Here is a 16,954-nt window from a genome sequence, read left to right on the forward strand (position 1 = left end):
GGCGGGGGCGTGCTCATCGGGGGACGGGGAGTCCCAGGAACTCGGTGCGGGTGCCTTCGAGCATCTCGGCGGCCCAGTTGAGCCACTTGACGCCTTCGCAGTAGATGGCGACGGGGCGGCGCTGGACGAGCGGCGTGTCGGTGAGGGTGCCGTCGAGCTCGGCCTGGAAGTGGAAGGGCGGCATGGCGGTGAAGTGGGTGCCCATCATGAACACGAACCGCACCAGCCAGTCCGGGTCGTCGGTGAGGAACGGGGAGTCCGGGTCGTCGAGCCCGAGCGCGGCGGTCATGACGGGCGCGAAGTGGTCCTCCATGCCCTGCGGCCGTTCGGGGGTGACCGGCGCCCCGGTGACGGCGACGTCCCGCACCCGGTAGGCCCGCTGGAACGGGTTGCCGGGGGTGAACGACACGTCGACGCGCGGCTCGCGCCCCGGCCCGGTGTCCACGGCGAGCTTGAAGTGCTCGAAGTGGATCTCGTCGTAGTGGCCGATGGAGTTGTGCCAGGGCTTGTTGTCGTACATCGGGTCGTCGCGGGTGTCGGCGCCGCTGCTCTCGAAGCCGATGGCGCGCGGGTCGAGGAACCTGATGCCGAGCGACGCGTCGGTGGCGGCCGCGAGCGCCGCGTCGATGCGGTGCGCGGGCGCGCCGGTCTCGATGAGCCGCTGCGCGGCTTCGAGGGCGGCGGTGTCGGTCAGTTTGACGTTCTCGGTGTTGGTGTCCCCCATGACGAGCGCGTGGTAGCGCGGCTCGAGGCGGGCCTGGTGCTCGGGGTGCGCCCGGAACCAGGCGAGGAGCGCCCCGGCGTTGCGGTAGGGCCGGCCGTCGATCCAGATCCGTTCGGGGCCGAGCAGGTCGGGCCCGAACGTGCGCGGCGCGGTCCTGGCGCTCAGGGCGAGCCGGTCCTCGATCTTCTTGAAGTAGGAGGCCTCGAGGGTTCCTCCCGGAGAGGGGACCCGTCCGAAGGAGTGGACGTCGCGGTGCAGGGTCCGGACGAGGTGCTCGTAGATCCGGGCCACGACCGCCGGGTCGGGGACGCGGCGCTCGATGTACCGGCTGACCTCCTCGCCGGGGACGTAGCTCATCTCGTAGATCACCTCGGCGCAGGAGCCGCCGCTGAGCGCGGGGATGGACCGCTCGGTGACCGCGTACACCTCCGGGAAGCGCCGGAGGACCGGCCCCGGCAGGGCCTGCAGGAACTCGGCCTGCTTGCGGGCCTTGGCGAACGGCGGCAGCATGACGCCTTCGCCCGCCGGGTCCCAGGAGGCGGTCACGAGCGCTTCGCTGAGGACCTTCCGGACGGTCACGTCCGTCTCGCCCGGCTTGGTCAGGAAGATCGTCATCGACTCGCTGCCGCCGCGGCCGAATCCGGTGATCCGCTCGCCGGCGTGGACGTAGGCGTTGATGGTGCTGGAGAGGATGCGGCGGTGCTGGGCCTGGCGCAGCACGAGCCCCTGCTCCGCGGTGAGCGCCCCGGCGGCCCGGTCCTCGGCGGCGTCGAGCGCGGGATTGAGGCCGCGCTGCCACACCTCCTGCGGGTCGCTGAGGTTGACGATCTCGACCCGGTACCGGCCGCCGCGGACGTCGTCGGGGTCGAGCCGGGAGCCGAGTGCGATCACTTCGGCGTCGCCGCTGAGGTGGACGGTGCGGATCGGTTCGTCGAGCGCGCCTTCGAGGAAGATCGCCCGGGCGGCGGCCGCGAGGTCCTTCTTGGACTGGAGCGGGACGCCGTCGGGGCCGATCACGGGCAGTTCGGCGTCGCGCATCGCACCCATGAGGCGCTCCAGCGCGAAGCGGGTGCCGCTGCCGCGCAGGACGGCCGCGTACAGTTCGACGACGTCGGGCGGGGTGACCGCGTTGGAGGCGGCGAGCGCCACGAGCCAGCCGAGCGGGTCGCCGCCGATCAGGTACGTGTCGCTCTGCTGGAGGACGGCGGGCCGGTAGAGCCGCAGCAGTTGGAACACCGCGTACTGGCAGGCGATGCGGTCGGCGGCCTCGGCCTCGCCCTCGGCGGGGTCGGTGAGCCGCTCCATGAGCCGTTCGTGCACCAGCGCGGCGAGCGGCTGGGTCTCGGTCAGCTGGTCGGTCTGGCGGCGCAGCGACTCGGGGTCGGCGTCGGGCATCCGGTCGAAGTGGGCGACGAGGACTTCGGGCCGGGCGGCGGCCACGGCGCGGGCGCTGAACGCGCCCGACCCGTCGACGATCCGCAGCTCGGTGTAGGCGCGGCCGAGTTCGTCGTCGGCGCCGATGAGCCGCTTCTTGGTGCGGGCCTGGAGGACCAGCTCGCCCCTGGCCGGCTCCACGTGCGCCCGGTGCACGACCGTGTGCTGGAATGCCTCGAGGAACCGGTGGTAGGCGGTGGAGCCGCCCGGCCGGTCCCGCAGCAGTTCGCGGGCGGAGAGCCGGCCGATGAGCCGGCGGGTGTAGCGCTCGCAGAGGCCGTTCTCGGCGAAGGACCGGAATGTGGTGCGCAGCAGGTCGTAGTGGCGCACGCCGAGGTCGTCCCCGGCCGGGTGGAGCCGCCGCAGCTCGCGCACGAGCGCGCCGGCGGTGTCGAAGGCGTCGAGCAGCTCCGCGGTCTCGGTGCCGGTGTACGCGGCGACGGGCGTGGTGACGTGGTTGTCCTCCAGCAGCTGCACCGACTTCCCGCCCGGCCCGAGTTCGAGCACCAGGTCGGGGTGGAGCCGTTCGATCGAGGCGACGGTGCGCTGGGAGTCCATGACCCGGTCGGCGATCGAGAGGACGGCCTCGCGCACTTCCGCGGCGGTGGTGAGCAGGTGCTGGTCGCTGCCGTGGTTGGCGATGATCGCGGTGTGCGGCTTCGTGAAGGCGATCCCGTGTGTGTCCATGAAGGACTCGAGGCCGGTGCGCAGCGCCCGCATCCGCGAGGCGTGGGCCAGGAATGTCGTGGGCGCCTTGAGCTCGGCGGCCTCGACGCCCGGGAGCTGCCCGACGACCCAGTCGAAGTCGGGCTTGCGCTCGCCGCGCACGTAGAGGTTGACCTGCACGGGGGAGTACCGCTTGTGGACCTCGACGTCCTCGCGCCGGAAGTTCCGGCCGAGCCGTTCGAGCGCGACGGCGAGGCGGTCGGGCCGTCCGGAGAGGCCGACCACGTGGAAGGGCTCGGGCACGAGCGGCTGGCGCACGGGGAGGTGGGCGGCCATGAGCCGCGACAGCGGCTCGTCCCGGTCGACGCCTTCGGCTGCGGTCAGGGACATCGGCGTGAAGGCGTGGGCGATGGCGACGCCGTCGCCGACCGACAGCGCCCCGCCGGCCACGGCCGCCGTGAGCATGCCGAAGCTCTCGCCGGTGTACGCCCTGAAGATGAGGGGCGTCCCGCGCCGGGCCGCGGCCTCCCTGAGATGGGCCTCCAGCGCGAGGCTGTGGACGAGGAGCGCGGCGCCGATGAACCCCTGCCGGGCGAGGCGCCCGGCGGGGAGGTTGGCGGCCTCGGTCAGGACGCGGTGGGGGCGTCCCGGCACGTCGAGCGCGAAGGCGGCCTCCCGGTAGATGCGGGTGACCTCGGGAGCGCCGGATTCGAGCAGCGCGCTGCCGAGGTCCTGGAATGCGGACCGGCTGCCGAGACCGGGGAAGAAGCCGACCAGTCGGGCCTGCTGGGCCTGGGTCAAGTGGTCGATGAACGGCGGGCGCGATACGGCGGGTGCGCCTTTGTCGAATGGTGTCGATTGCGCGTTCTCGGAATTGGCGGCGGCGTCGATATAAGACGCGAAATCCCATTGTGAGGTCGCGGCCGGAGTGGTTGCAGCGTCGCGTGTAGACACAGTGACGTCCTTCCCACGAGGGTGGAGTTTCGGTGGGATTGCAGGGTGGGGGTAGGATACGGCGTCGTATTCCAATGCGACGGCGATGATCGCCTTTGTCCATGATGCCGTCATGGTGTTCCCGGCACTGCCCCGGAAGCGGGGACGGGGGGCAGGCGTGCCACGCGTCATGGTGGCGGGGGATGCAATCCAGAGTAAGCATTCGGATGCACTGAGGCAAGATGAAAAGATCAAAGTGATTCAGATCACATACAATTTTCGAATGCTTGTGTAAAATGATCTTGATCCACCATTGTGGATGATTGAAGGCATGCCGGAGCCGCCCGTGCCGGAACGCCGGCGCAGGCGGCTCGCGCGCTGTCGACTACACGGTGGAGGTGGCCACGGCATCGGGCTCCGCCGCGCGCGGCACGGCCGTGCTCCCCCGCTGCGCCAGCGTCCCGGCCACCAGGACCAGGAAGCCGACCGCGATGACGACCGAGCCGACCCAAAGCGGGGACGTGAACCCGAACCCGGCGCCGATGGCGAGGCCGCCCAGCCAGGCGCCCATCGCGTTGCCGATGTTGAAGGCCGCGATGTTCGCCCCGGCCGCCATCGTCGGGGCGCTCGAGGCGTACTGCATGATGCGCACCTGGAGGCCGGGCGCCGTCGCCAGGCCGATGGTGCCCATGAGCACCAGCGAGACCAGGGTCAGGATCTGGTTCTCGGCGGTCAGCGCGAAGAGCGCGAGCACGGCGGCCAGCACGGCCATGATCGCGATGAGCGAGCCGTTGAGGGACCGGTCGGCGGCCTTGCCGCCGGCCCAGTTGCCGATGAACGTGCCGACCCCGAAGAGCACCAGCAGCCACGGCACCATCGACGAGGCGAAGCCGCTGACCTCGGTGAGCGTGAACGCGATGTACGTGAAGGCGCCGACGACGCCGCCGAAGGCCAGCACGCCCACCGCGATCGAGACCCACACCTGCGGTTCGCGGAACGCCCGCATCTCGCTGCGCAGGTCGGTCTTGGCGCCGGCGGCACTGGTGTGCACGAGGAGTTGGATGCCGATGAGGGCGACGACGCCGATGATGCTGATGGCCCAGAACGTGGAGCGCCAGCCGAGCTGCTGGCCGAGGAAGGTCCCGAGCGGGACGCCGATGACGGTGGCGACGGTGAGGCCGCCGAACATGACGGCGATGGCGCTGCCCTGCTTGTTCTCGGCGACCATGCTGGTGGCGACGACGGCGCCGACGCTGAAGAAGGCGCCGTGGCACAGGGCGGCGACGATGCGGCCCAGCATGAGGATCTCGTAGGAGGTCGCGACGGCGGAGATCAGGTTGCCGGCGATGAACAGGATCATGAGCGAGAGCAGGAGCTTCTTGCGGTCGAAGCGCACGATGGCCGCGGTGAGCGCGAGCGCGCCGATCGCGACGGTGAGCGCGTACCCCGACACCAGGTAGCCGGCGACGGGCTCGGAGACGCGGAAGTCGGCGGCGATCTCGGGCAGGAGGCCCACGATGCCGAACTCCGTGAGTCCGATGCCGAAGCCCCCCAAAGCGAGGGCGATGAGTCCTATGGGCATGGAACCCTCCAGGTTGGAATGCGTGACGAAGCGGTCTCCGCAATACTTGCACGCGCGGGCTATTGGCGGGAAGTGGCAATCGCGATGCGCAAGTAATGCGTTGACCTGGTGCTCCATTCGACACCGCGTTCGAGACGGGGCCGTGACCAGTTGGTTTCCTGGAGGCGTCACGGTGCGTGTCCGCCTGGTCCCCTTGACCCTGGGACTGGCAGTCCTACCTTCGCGGGGCGGGCCGGGAACGGCAGCGCCCGCCCGGGGGGCCGGGCGGGCGCTGCGGTGCTTCGGATGCCGTTGTGCCTCAGTTGGATCGCTGCTCGTCGGGGTCGGCGCCGAGTCCGGCGGCGGTGGTGGTGAGGTGCTGCGCGAGGAGCGCCGCCGCACCGTCGGCGTCGCGGGCCAGCGCGAGCGCTTCGAGCCGCCGGTGCTCGCCGGCGTGGTCGCGATGGGGGGTCCGGCGGACGGACCAGCGCCGGGCCAGTTCGCTCGCGGTCCACATGCGGTCGAAGGTGTCGAGCAGGAACGGGTTCCCGCAGGCGTCCAGGAGGGTCCGGTGGAACCGCCGGTGCGCCTCGGACCACGCGTCGGAGAAGTGCTCGCCGCCGTCCTCGTAGACCGGGGTGCCCGCGAGGCGGTGGTGGGCGGCCTTGACGCGGGCCTCCCAGTCGAGGTCGCCCCGTTCGACGGCCATGCGCAGGAGCACGGGTTCGACGGTGCGGCGGGCTTCGGCGATCTGCTGCCAGCGTGCGTCGGAGTACGCGGGAACGGCGAAGCCGCGGTTGGGGAGGCGGTCGGCGAGGCCTTCGCCGACCGCCCGCAGCAGCGCTTCTCTTGCGACGGCGAGGCTCACGCGGTGCCGGTCGGCGAGCTCCTGGGGCTTGAGCGCTTCGCCGGGGCGGTGGCCGCCGGCGAGGATGGCGGCTTTGAGCTCGGTGTACACGCGCTCGGAGAGCATCTGCTTCGCGGTCGCCGCGGCGGCGTTGCCGGGCACGTGGTTCTTGAGGGCCATGGCCCTAGGATAGATCATGGCTTGAATAATCGATTATCTTTGCTACGCTCGATCTCGATCGACTTCATCGATCGAGACGGCACACGCGAACCGCATCGAAAGGACTATCGATGAGCGGCAACGACCCGTTCGCCCGCCTCCCCGAGGCGAGCGCCTTCACACTCACCAGCAAGACCGTCGCCGACGGCGGCGCGCTGCCGAAACCGCAGTACTCCGGGGCCTTCGGAGTCCCCGGCGGCGAGGACCTCTCACCGCACCTGGCCTGGGACGGCGCTCCCGAAGGCACGAAGAGCTTCGCCGTCACCGTCTACGACCCGGACGCCCCGACCCACTCGGGCTTCTGGCACTGGGCGGTCGCCGACATCCCGGCGACCGTGACCGAGCTGCCCGAAGGCGCCGGCGACGAGGCGGGTTCCGGCCTGCCCCAAGGTGCGTTCCAGCTCCCGAACGACGCCCGCGCCGCCCGCTACATCGGCGCGGCCCCGCCCGCCGGGCACGGCGAGCACCGCTACTTCATCACGGTGTGGGCGCTCGCCACGGAGACGATCGGCGTCCCCGCCGACGCGACCCCGGCCTTCCTGGGGTTCAACATGTCCGGCCACACGCTCGGCCGCGCGACGATCGTCGCCACCGGGGAGACGCCCGCTTAGCGCCGGCACTCCTTGCTCGCGGACGGACGAGCGGGTCTCGACTGAGGCCCGCTCGTTTCGCCTGCCCCGACGAGGAATGCGCTTCGGCGACCCACTCGCTCACCGCGCCCACCAGCTGAGACGGCACGTCCCGGATCACTGGATCGGCGGACTCCGCGACCGGCCCGCGGCCGTTGTGTCAGGCTTCGCATGGGCGGGTACGACCGCTCCAGTGATCCGGACTGTGGAGGCAGGCAACATGAGCGTCGTCGTCATCGGAAGCGCGAACCTCGACCTCGTCTACGAGGTCGAGCGCATCCCCGCGCCGGGTGAGACGGTGCTCTCGCGCGGCCTCGCCTCCTTCCCCGGCGGCAAGGGCAACAACCAGGCGATCGCCGCCGCCCGCGCCGGGGCCGAGACCCGCTTCATCGCCGCGCTCGGCCGCGACGAGGCGGCGGACGCGCTGGCCGCGCAGGTCCGGGAAGCGGGCATCACGCTGCTCGACCGCCGGGTGGACGCTCCGACCGGCACCGCCCTGATCTTCGTGGACCGCAAGGGCGAGAACTCGATCGTGGTGAACTCGGGCGCGAACGCCGCGCTCGTGGACCTCACCGAGGCGGAGCTCGCCGAGATCGCGGCCGCCGACGTCATGGTCGTGCAGCTGGAGACGCCGCTGGAGACGGTCACCGCCGCGATCCGCGCGGCTCGGGCCGCCGAGACGACCGTGGTCCTCAACGCCGCGCCGAGCGGGGCCTTCCCCGTTGAGCTGCTGGCGGAGGTCGACATCCTCATCGTCAACGAGCACGAGGCGGCCGAGCTGGCGGGCGAGCCTGCGGGGACCGGCGAGCGCTCGCTCATGTCGGTCCTCACTTCGCACGGCTGCGACGTGGTCATCACCCTCGGCTCGGACGGGGCCTTCGTCGGAGGCCACGGCACCGAGCCGGTGAAGGTCCCGGCGTTCCTGGTCGACGTCAAGGACACCACGGGCGCGGGCGACGTGTTCGTGGGTGCGTTCGCGGCCTCGCTCGACCACACGGCCGACCAGCGCTCGCTGGTCGACGCCACCGAGTTCGCGACGGCCGCCTCGGCGATCGCGGTGCAGCGCAAGGGCGCCGGTCCCTCCATTCCGCACCTGGACGAGGTCCGGAGCCTCCTCGACCTCTGACCCCGCGTTCGACGAACGGCCCCGCACGCACCGTGCGGGGCCGTTCGCGCTGCGTCTGGTTCCTCCGGGAAGGCTGGGAAGGAGATGAAAATTCCTTTTGAGTCCGGGCAACCTCCCCGCCCTCCGCAGCGGTCTTAATCAACGAACGACGGACACCCGAAAAGCCTTGGGGCGCAACGGGTGAGCCGCTGATCGATGCTGCCCGCCGTCTGCGCGGGCACTGACCTTGAAGGGAACTCCGCATGCGCAACCGCATTGCCATGATCCTCTCGGCGCTCATCGCGTCGGTGGGCATCGCCTTGATGATCGGCTCGCCCGCCGCCGCTTCGGAATCCGACCGCGCGGTCGACGTGGACTGGTCGGACCGGTACTACAAGGAGTGCCTGGACTTCGCGAAGGTCTCCGGCTGCGTGCAGGGCTACGGCGACGTGCTGTGGCTCAAGGACGACAGCGCCGACGGGTACGCCGTCTCGCTCTCCTGGCGCGACACCGGCAGCACCCGCTCCGGCACCTGCCTGAACACCCTGGGCGAGGCCAAGGCCTGGACCGCGTGCAACAAGAACTTCGAAGACGGCAGCAAGATCCAGTGGCAGCTCGGTTGGAACGGCCCGAACGGCTGGTCGCACAGCGGCTGGTACGAGACCTGGGTGTAGGCCTCGAGACCGGTGGCCGGTCCCGGTCCCCGACCGGAACCGGCCGAAGCAGGCCCTGTGCGGATCGCGCACAGGGCCTTCCCCTTTCGGCTGACCGGTGCAGCTGTGCGGGATCGTGTCGGCTGGGATCTCCTGCGAAGCCGTCGGCGTTCCACCCTGGGATCGCGGCCTAGACCGTACCGATGCTTGATAACGATTTCAAGATATGACTTGAAATCGATTTCAGATTCAGGCTATGGTTCCACCTGACAAACGACACCGCGGCCGCTCCCGGCAGCGCCGTCGACCAACCGGCGAAGAGGAACCGTGGCCGATCAGTTCTCTTGGGGCAGTGACCGTCTCGAGCTCGGATTCGAGTGGGGCGACGATGCGCCCGTGCACCTGGCGAGCGTCACGCGCGACGGTGCCGCCCATCCGGTGCACGCCGCGCCCCTCGTCGAGATCACGACCGCCGCCCACGGGAACACCCCGGCGGCCGACCGCATCGCGCACACCGCGCTCGGCGAGACCCTGCGGTACGTCTCCCACTCCGAGGCCCGCACCGCGAACGGCCGCCTCCTCACCATCTGGCAGGCCGCCGAGGGCGTCGAGGCGAGCATCGCGATCGAGATCCTCGACCGCGCCGACCAGGCCGTGCGCTCGCGCGTCTCGGTCGTCCCCGCCGGGGAACGCCCGCTCGTGCTCCGCTCCGTCGCCTCCTGGTCTTCGGGGTTCACCCGCCCCGGCACGGTCGACGACGACAACCTCGCGGGATGGCACCGGATCAACGGCGTGAGCGACTGGTTCGGCGAAGGCCGCTGGACCCGCGCTGCCCTGCGCGGCATCGACTTCCCGCGCCTGTCGACTCAGCTCGCCCACAGCACCCACGACCCGCGCGGCTACTGGACCGCCACCTCCGACGGCACCTGGTCCACCGGCCACCACCTGCCCGTCGCGGGCCTCGAGGGCGCGGACCTCGCCGTCGCCTGGCAGATCGAGCACAACGGCCCCTGGCGCTGGGAGCTCGGCGAGGACCTCAAGGGCGCGTACTTCACCCTCTCCGGTCCCACCGATGTGGACTCGGCCTGGACCAGGGTCGTGCGCCCCGGCGAGTCCTTCACCAGCGTCCCGGCCACCGTCGCCTTCGGCGGCGACTTCACCGGCGCCGTCGCCGCGCTCACCGACTTCCGCCGCGCCGCGCGCCGCCCGCACCCCGACAACGCCGCGATGCCCGTGGTCTTCAACGACTACATGAACACCCTCCTCGGCGACCCCACCACCGAGAAACTGCTCCCGCTCATCAAGGCCGCGAGCGAGGTCGGCGCGGAGATCTTCTGCATCGACGCCGGCTGGTACGACGACGGTGGCGACTGGTGGCCCAGCGTGGGGGAGTGGCAGCCCTCCACCACCCGCTTCCCCGGCGGCCTCGGCGAGGTCATCGACGCCATCCGCGACGCCGGCATGGTGCCCGGCCTCTGGCTCGAACCCGAGGTCATCGGCGTCCGCAGTCCCATGGCCGAGCGGCTCCCCGACGAGGCCTTCCTGCAGCGGCACGGCCAGCGCATCACCGAGCACCACCGCTACCACCTCGACCTGCGCCATCCGGCCGCCGTCGCCCACCTCGACGGCGTCGTGGACCGGCTCGTGAACGACTTCGGCGTGGGCTTCTTCAAGTTCGACTACAACGTCAACCCCGGCCCCGGCACCGACTTCGACGCCGACAGCGTGGGCGACGGCCTCCTCGGCCACAACCGGGCCCACCTCGCCTGGCTCGACGGCGTGCTCGACCGCCACCCCGGCCTCGTGATCGAGAACTGCTCCTCGGGCGCGATGCGCATGGACTTCGCGGTGCTCTCCCGACTCGCCATGCAGTCCACTTCGGACCAGCAGGAGTTCACGAAGTACCCCCCGATCGCCGCTGCCGCGCCGATTTCGCTCCTGCCCGAGCAGGCCGCGAGCTGGGCCTACCCCCAGCCCGAGATGAACGCCGAAGAAGTGGCGTTCTGCCTCGTCACCGGCCTCCTGGGCCGCTTCTACGTCTCCGGGTTCCTCAACCGCATGACCGAGGACCAGCGCGCCGCCGTCGCGACGGCCGTCGCCACCGCGAAGCGACTCCGCGGCGAGATCGCCTCCGGCCACCCGTACTGGCCCGCCGGGCTCCCCGAATGGACCGAGCCCTGGGTCGCCCTCGGCCTGCGCGGCGACGACGACCTCGTCTCCGTCTGGCGCCGAGGCGGTCCCGCGACCACCGAGCTGCGCTTCCCGCACCTCGCCGGACGCGACCTCACCGTCACCACCGTCTTCCCCCGCGACCTCCCCGAATGGAAGACCGCCTGGGACAAGGCGACCGGCACCCTGTCCGTGCACGCGGGCGACGCGCCGACCGCCGCCCGCACCCTGCGACTGACCACTTTGCCTTAGGTCGTGTGGCGGTGATCCAGTGAAAGGCCGCTCCGCGCCGCGCCAGGAGGTTTGCTGCGCGGGCGGCCGCTGGAGCTCGCCGAGCGCGGGTTTGCATCTACAGAACTGGCATCTCCGCTTCGCCTATATCATCCTGATGAGCCTGCCGCTCCTGATCATGTTCGTGGTCGCCCCGCGCAGGATCGCCTCAGGCATCACGAGTGGTGCGGTCGAGTAGTGGGGAGAACCGTGGGCAGGGAGGGCAAGAACCCGACGATCTCGGACGTCGCCGAACTGGCGGGCGTCTCGGTCCCGACGGTCTCCCGCGTGCTCACCGGCGCCGCCAAGGTCAGCGCCGCCAAGCGCGAGCAGGTCGAGGCCGCGATCGCCGAGCTCAACTTCCGGCCCAGCGCGGCCGCCCGCGTGCTCGTCTCCCGCAAGTCCCGCACGATCGCGGTCATCGCGGGCAACACCTCCCGGTACGGGTACGCCGAGACGATCCGCGGCATCGAGATCGCGGCCCGCGCCGAGGGGTACACGGTGATGATCACGGTCGTCGAGAGCGCCGACGAGGACGAGGTGAACCGCGCGGTCGAAGCGGTCGAGATGCAGACCCTCGCCGGGGTCGTGGTCCTCAAGTTCGATCCGCCCGGCGTCGCGGCGCTCAACCGGCTCGGCACCGACCGCCCCCTTGTCGCCCTCTCGGGCACCCGCGAAGCCGGTGTGCCCCAAGCGGTCCTCGACGAGGCCGCCGCCGCCGAAGAGCTCACCGCCTACCTTCTCGGCCTCGGCCACCGTACCGTCCACCACGTCCGCGTCCCGCCCTCGCGCCGCGTCGACGGCCGCACCACCGGCTGGAAGCGCGCGCTGCGCAAGGCCGACGCTCCGGTCCCGCCCGTTCTCGACGCCACCTGGGAACCCCTCAGTGGGGTCCCCATCGGCCGCGCCCTCGCCGCCGACCCCGAGGTCACGGCCGTCTTCTGCGGCAACGACGAGATCGCCATGGGCGTCATGCGCGGCATCGCCGAAGCGGGCCGCCGCGTCCCCGAGGACATCTCGGTCGTCGGCTTCGACGACCACCCCCTCGCCGAACTCTGGTCCCCGCCGCTGACCACAGTGGAGCAGGACTTCGCCGGTCTCGGCCAGCGCGGCTTCGCGCTCCTCCTCGAATCCATGAACGACGAGAACGCCCGCCGCTACTCCTCCGAACGCCCCCGCATAGCCTTCCGAGCCAGCGCCGCCCCACCGCGCTGACCGGCGAGACGGCCCGGTCGTCGCTCGACGCCGTGCGACCGGCGTCGAGCGCGCGGCAGGGGATCAGCGTCGGGCCGCCGACTTCGCGGCCTGTTCGAGCTTGGCGCGGTGGGCGGCGCGGGCTTCCTCGTCGATGGGCTTCTCGTGTTCGGGCCGCAGCCCGGTGCGGCCGTCGAGGTTTTCGCGGAGGATGTCGGCGTGCCCGGTGTGTCGGATGGATTCGCCGAGGACGTGGAGCAAGACGAGGAACAGGTTCGTGTCGGCGTACGGCGGCGACCACCACGGCACGTGGCCGGGCGCGTCGAGGCGGAGCGCGTCGATCGTCGCGTCTGAGTGCTCCCAGGTGCGCCGGTAGAACCCGATGATCTGGTCGCGGGTCTCGTGCTCGGCGGCCCAGTGGTCGCTGCCGTCGGAGTCCTGCCAGCGGCGCAGCGGTTCGGGGGAGGGCCGGCCGAAGACCGCGCCGAAGTACCAGGCCTCGACGGTGGCCACGTGTTTGACGAGGCCGAGGAGGTTGGTGCCAGTGGCCGTCAGAGGCCGCCGGGCGTCGTATTCGGAGAGGCCGTCGAGCTTCCAGAGCAGCGCCTGGCGGTCCTGCCGGAGCCGCCCGTGCATGTTGGCCTTCGCGAGTTCATCGATCATGCGGCCTGAGACTGCCACATGATTCGCGCGGGCTCAAGTCATCATTCGATGGGGAGGGCATGCCCTTGCCGGGCTAGGAAGTCGCGGATGAGGGCGGTGATTTCGGCGAGGTTGGTCTCCAGTGCCCAGTGGCCGCCGTCGAGGAGGTGGAGTTCGGCGTCGGGGAGGTCGCGGAGGTAGGCGCGGGCTGAGGGTTCGGGCATGTAGCCGTCCTGGGGTCCCCAGGCGATGAGGGTCGGCGGCCGGTGTTCGCGGAGGCAGGCCTGGTAGCGGGGGAACCAGTCGAGGTTCTCGCGCAGGCCTTCCATGAGGCCGACCATGATCGCCCGGCGTTCGGGGGTCCGCAGCTGCGTCCAGGCGAGGGTCCAGAGGTCGGGCGGGATGCGCGCGGCGAGGTCGGGGCGCACGTCGTTCAGGAACTCCTCCCGGAACCCGGCTTCGCTCACGGCGTCTTCGAGCACGGCCCGGCCCTTGGCGGTGGGGTGGTCCCAGTACTCCTGCAGCCCTTGGTATTTCGGACCGAGCGTGTCTTCGTAGATGTCGCCGTTCTGGATGATGAGGGCGGCCACCCGCTGCGGTGCGGCGATGGCGAGGCGCAGTCCGATCTGGGAGCCGTAGTCGTGGAGGTAGAGGGCGTACCGGTCGATGCCGAGGCGCTCGGTGAAGCGGCGCAGGAATGCGGCGTAGCCGTCGAAGGTGCACCGGTCGGGCGCGGGCGTGCCGCTGTAGCCGAAGCCGGGGAAGTCGGGCGTGACCGTCCGCCACCGGTCGGCGAGAGCGGGCATGAGGTTGCGGTACTGGTACGAGGAGCACGGGTAGCCGTGCGGGAGGAGGAGCACGGGCGCGCCCTGCGGCCCGGCCTCCCGGTAAAAGACCTCCGTGCCGTCGAGTTCGAGGCGGTGGTGCCGGACGGCCCGGTCCGGGGCGGTCGGTCCGGTCGCCATGTCCCTCTCCTTCGCGGTAGTCCGAGCGGCCGGTGCGAGGGCCGCGAAGCGGCGCCACGCCGGGGAAGGTCCCGCGTGCCCTCGCACCGGCCGAACCCGATGGCTTTCCGCGCTGAAGCGTCTTTAAACGCGGCCTGGGTTGGCAGCTGGCCGAGATACGGACGAGGCAGTGTTTGAGAACTGAGGGAGCCTCCAATCAGTTTGTTGTGTCGCAACGAAACTCAATACTGGAGGCTCCTGGTGTCAAGCCGCCGAGCACGACCAGCACGCGGGGAAAGCGCGGGGCCGCGGTCGGCGCCGTCGACTTCGAGCGCGGAGGGGCCCGTCGCTGGAGGGACGGGCGGCAGTGCCGTTGCCGGTCAGAGCGACTGGGGGAAGGTGAAGCACCGGTCGGGGTCGTAGGCCCGCTTCACCGCTCGGAGACGGGCGAGGTTGGCGCCGTGATACGCCGTCGCCCAGTCCGGCAGGAGCGGGTCAGGGAAGTTCGGGTAGACGCCCTTCGAACTCACGCCATAGGCGCGCTCCCAGGACCGGTCGATCCACGGATCGGCGGTCGGGGCAACGTGCTGGAGCATGAATCGCGCACTGCGGTGGGCGAACGCGGTCGCCGCGACCGGGACACGGTTGTAGGCGCCGCCCATGGCCGTGAAGTTGAGGCGCCGTCGAGGCGCGGCGGGATCGGAGAGTCCCCCGGCCAGTTCCTCGATCGTGGACGACCGCAGCGGGTCGGCGAAGAACGCCGATCGCTGGCGCAATACCGTTCCGGCTTCGTTCGACTCTTCGAGGTCTTCGAACGAGCGTTTCAGCCGGTTGAAGGCCATGCCGCCGTGCACGTCGATGTCGGGCGCTGCCCCCACCGCCACGCAGAACGCCTGGAGCAGGTTCCTTGTCGACCGTTCGTCGAGCAGCGAGGCACCGAAGCATACGGCTTCGGGCGGGTCACCTGCGGTGAGGGCGAGGTCGGCGGTGATCGCGTCAGGTGCGTCGGGTGCCCAGTCCTGCCATGCGGCGATCAAGTCCGCGAGGGGCGGTCGGCGCCAGCGCAGGGCGAACCGGGTGGCGACCGGCTCGGGCACAGTGTCGAAGACGAGCGAGACGACGACCCCGAACTGGCCGCCGCCCGCGCCGCGCAATGCCCAGAACAGGTCCGGTTCACGGTCGGCGTCGCAATCGGCGACGCTTCCGTCCGCGAAGACCACCTGGGCCCCCGTGAGCCGGTCACAGGTGAGGCCGTGCGAGCGTCCGAGCAGGCCGATGCCGCCGCCGAGTGCGAGCCCCGCGATGCCTACGGTCGCACCGCATCCGGCCGGAATCGTCCGGTCCTGCGCGTGCAGGGCGGTGTACACCTGGGCGAGCCTGGCGCCCGCGCCGATCACGGCGGTGCCGCCTGTGACCGCGACGGCGTCCAGACCGGACAGGTCGAGGACGACGCCCTCGGTCGAGGACCGTCCAGCGAAGCAATGGCCTCCCCCGCGCGGGACGACCGGCGTGCCGGTGTCACGCGCGTAACCGACCCCGAGTACCACGTCCGCGGCTGAGCGGCACCGGATCACCAGCTTCGGCCGCACGTCCTGATGGGCGAGATCGGCCGGGCGCCGGACGGTGTCGTAGTCCGCGTCGCCGGGAATGAGGCAGTCGCCGTCGAGGCGGCTGCGGAGCTGTGCGAGGTCGTTCACGGCACCGACGCTACCGGCCGCCCGGAGCCGCGGGCTTGAACGATTCGAGCGTCCTCACCGCCGCTGCGGCGGCAGGGCGCGGGTGGCGATGAACGGGCGGTAGGACGCTGCGTGGTCATGCCCGCAGCCGCAGCGGTCGACGCTGCCGTGGAGGAGCGAACGAGGGGTGACGCCGGTGAGGCGGACGCATTCACGGGTGAGGTGGGCGTGGTCGGCATAGCCGGTGTCGGCCGCCAGTCCGGCGAGGCCGTCTGCATCGCGTCGACCGCTCGGTGTCGCTCCGGCCTGTGCGAGGGCCAGGAACCCTTGGAACCGCAGGGTCCGCTGGAGCGTCTTGGGGCTCATGCCCACCGCGTGCAGGCAGCGGCGCCGCAGCTGACTGGGGGAAATGGACAGGCGGTCGGCCAGGGTTGCGATCGGGACCGGGCTCCACGGCATCAGGCGCAGGACCGCCTCGCGCAGCAGCGGATCGAGCGTTCCGGAGGCCCGGTACGCCTCGAGGAGATGCCTTTGCACGCGCATGAGCGCCCCCTCGGCGGTCGCGGCGCCGACGACCTCCTCGGCCAGCCGCTCGGCCATGCCGCCCCAGAGCACGCCGAGGTCGATCCGCTGGTCCACGAGGTCGTCGAGGACGGTCGGCAGCGGCGGGGCCGCGGCTGGATGGAGGCGCACGCCGATGAGAACGGTGCGCGGCGGCAGGATCTCGAGGCTGGGGCCGGTCAGCGGACCCAGCAGACGGGGCCGTCCCCCGATCGGGAAGTGGAGTTCCACGCCGCCGGTCGGCAGGTGCCGCTGCGCGTGCGCCGCGTCACCCGTGCGCTGAATCCATACGGTCCGCACCACCGTGGCCAATGCCGCGACGGGGGCCCGTTCGACGTAGGAGTCATCCACGTTCGGACGCTACCGCGAGACGGTAGGCCATCCAGCACCGGTAGCTTGATTGAACTACTGTCAGCTTATGCAAGCTGCTCAAGGCTCAGTTGAGCTGACAGTGGCAGAGGCGGCCCGCCGCACGCAGATCGTGGCGGCAGCCATCGAGTCCGTCGCCGAGCTGGGATACGCGCGCGCCTCCTTCACCAAGATCGCCGACCGGGCGGCCTAGGCCCGGGGTCCGGCTCCCGCCGCTGAGTGGTGGGCGCGCACGATGGTGGAGTCGACGCTCACGGTCCAGGTCAGGTGCGGTGAGCACGGCAGGGACCGGTACGCTTGACACCAGGAGCCTCCAGTATTGAGTTTCGTTGCGACACAACAAAACTAACTGGAGGCT

The 16,954-nt window shown here is 71.0% G+C and carries 13 protein-coding genes and 1 pseudogene; 7 read left to right on the forward strand and 7 right to left on the reverse strand.

Annotated features, from left to right (window positions below):
* Nucleotides 1-13 precede the first annotated feature (13 nt).
* The 3 genes from J5V16_RS03740 to J5V16_RS03750 all read right to left on the reverse strand — a co-directional run bounded on the left by J5V16_RS03740 (nucleotide 14) and on the right by J5V16_RS03750 (nucleotide 6,345).
* Complete coding sequence (locus J5V16_RS03740; RefSeq protein ID WP_208494670.1) at nucleotides 14-3,778, reverse strand: hypothetical protein; 3,765 nt, start codon at nucleotides 3,776-3,778, stop codon at nucleotides 14-16.
* Between the two features lie 364 nt (nucleotides 3,779-4,142).
* Entirely contained in the window at nucleotides 4,143-5,339 is a 1,197-nt protein-coding gene (locus J5V16_RS03745) for an MFS transporter (RefSeq protein WP_208494671.1), read from the reverse strand.
* 298 nt (nucleotides 5,340-5,637) lie between these two features.
* Nucleotides 5,638-6,345: a GntR family transcriptional regulator gene (locus J5V16_RS03750; protein WP_208494672.1), complete on the reverse strand. Its 708-nt coding sequence runs from the start codon at nucleotides 6,343-6,345 to the stop codon at nucleotides 5,638-5,640.
* 110 nt (nucleotides 6,346-6,455) lie between these two features.
* On the opposite strand from J5V16_RS03750, the gene J5V16_RS03755 reads away from it, so the two are divergent.
* From J5V16_RS03755 to J5V16_RS03780, 6 genes and pseudogenes are all read left to right on the forward strand, one after another.
* A complete protein-coding gene (locus J5V16_RS03755) occupies nucleotides 6,456-6,995 on the forward strand; it encodes a YbhB/YbcL family Raf kinase inhibitor-like protein (protein ID WP_208494673.1) in 540 nt (179 codons plus the stop codon).
* Between the two features lie 238 nt (nucleotides 6,996-7,233).
* A complete protein-coding gene (locus J5V16_RS03760) occupies nucleotides 7,234-8,139 on the forward strand; it encodes a ribokinase (RefSeq protein ID WP_208494674.1) in 906 nt (301 codons plus the stop codon).
* Nucleotides 8,140-8,381: 242 nt separating this feature from the next.
* On the forward strand, nucleotides 8,382-8,792 hold the full coding sequence (locus J5V16_RS03765) for a hypothetical protein (RefSeq protein WP_208494675.1): 411 nt from the start codon (nucleotides 8,382-8,384) through the stop codon (nucleotides 8,790-8,792).
* Between the two features lie 306 nt (nucleotides 8,793-9,098).
* On the forward strand, nucleotides 9,099-11,192 hold the full coding sequence (locus J5V16_RS24165) for a glycoside hydrolase family 36 protein (protein WP_208494676.1): 2,094 nt from the start codon (nucleotides 9,099-9,101) through the stop codon (nucleotides 11,190-11,192).
* 82 nt (nucleotides 11,193-11,274) lie between these two features.
* Nucleotides 11,275-11,409 (forward strand): annotated as a pseudogene (locus J5V16_RS25355) (carbohydrate ABC transporter permease); the annotation flags it as partial.
* Entirely contained in the window at nucleotides 11,409-12,425 is a 1,017-nt protein-coding gene (locus J5V16_RS03780) for a LacI family DNA-binding transcriptional regulator (protein WP_208494678.1), read from the forward strand. The pseudogene J5V16_RS25355 and the gene J5V16_RS03780, both read left to right, overlap by 1 nt.
* Nucleotides 12,426-12,488: 63 nt before the next feature.
* Here J5V16_RS03780 and J5V16_RS03785 read toward each other — a convergent pair whose 3' ends face one another.
* From J5V16_RS03785 to J5V16_RS03800, 4 genes are all read right to left on the reverse strand, one after another.
* Nucleotides 12,489-13,067, reverse strand: a complete 579-nt coding sequence (locus J5V16_RS03785) for a DinB family protein (protein ID WP_208494679.1) — start codon at nucleotides 13,065-13,067, stop codon at nucleotides 12,489-12,491.
* Nucleotides 13,068-13,108: 41 nt separating this feature from the next.
* Nucleotides 13,109-14,011, reverse strand: coding sequence for an alpha/beta fold hydrolase (locus J5V16_RS03790; protein WP_208494680.1), 903 nt, complete (start codon nucleotides 14,009-14,011; stop codon nucleotides 13,109-13,111).
* Nucleotides 14,012-14,370: 359 nt separating this feature from the next.
* Nucleotides 14,371-15,687 (reverse strand): FAD-binding oxidoreductase, encoded by a 1,317-nt coding sequence (locus J5V16_RS03795; RefSeq protein ID WP_208494681.1) that lies wholly within the window; start codon nucleotides 15,685-15,687, stop codon nucleotides 14,371-14,373.
* A 54-nt stretch (nucleotides 15,688-15,741) separates the two neighbouring features.
* Entirely contained in the window at nucleotides 15,742-16,578 is an 837-nt protein-coding gene (locus J5V16_RS03800) for a helix-turn-helix domain-containing protein (protein WP_208494682.1), read from the reverse strand.
* A gap of 67 nt (nucleotides 16,579-16,645) precedes the next feature.
* Between J5V16_RS03800 and J5V16_RS03805 the strand changes: the two genes are divergently transcribed.
* Nucleotides 16,646-16,789: a hypothetical protein gene (locus J5V16_RS03805; protein ID WP_208494683.1), complete on the forward strand. Its 144-nt coding sequence runs from the start codon at nucleotides 16,646-16,648 to the stop codon at nucleotides 16,787-16,789.
* The last annotated feature ends 165 nt before the right edge of the window (nucleotides 16,790-16,954 follow it).

It is taken from the genome of Glycomyces niveus (genome assembly GCF_017592475.1).
In the GTDB taxonomy this organism is placed as follows: Bacteria; Actinomycetota; Actinomycetes; order Mycobacteriales; family Micromonosporaceae; genus Glycomyces; species Glycomyces niveus.

Excerpts from the sequence above, each read along its gene's own strand:
- J5V16_RS03760 (WP_208494674.1), top strand. The coding sequence starts at position 7,234 with ATGAGCGTCGTCGTCATCGGAAGCGCGAACCTCGACCTCGTCTACGAG.
- J5V16_RS03755 (WP_208494673.1), top strand. The coding sequence starts at position 6,456 with ATGAGCGGCAACGACCCGTTCGCCCGCCTCCCCGAGGCGAGCGCCTTC.
- J5V16_RS03790 (WP_208494680.1), bottom strand. The coding sequence starts at position 14,011 with ATGGCGACCGGACCGACCGCCCCGGACCGGGCCGTCCGGCACCACCGC.
- J5V16_RS03765 (WP_208494675.1), top strand. The coding sequence starts at position 8,382 with ATGCGCAACCGCATTGCCATGATCCTCTCGGCGCTCATCGCGTCGGTG.
- J5V16_RS03785 (WP_208494679.1), bottom strand. The coding sequence starts at position 13,067 with ATGATCGATGAACTCGCGAAGGCCAACATGCACGGGCGGCTCCGGCAG.
- J5V16_RS03805 (WP_208494683.1), top strand. The coding sequence starts at position 16,646 with ATGCAAGCTGCTCAAGGCTCAGTTGAGCTGACAGTGGCAGAGGCGGCC.
- J5V16_RS03745 (WP_208494671.1), bottom strand. The coding sequence starts at position 5,339 with ATGCCCATAGGACTCATCGCCCTCGCTTTGGGGGGCTTCGGCATCGGA.
- J5V16_RS03750 (WP_208494672.1), bottom strand. The coding sequence starts at position 6,345 with ATGGCCCTCAAGAACCACGTGCCCGGCAACGCCGCCGCGGCGACCGCG.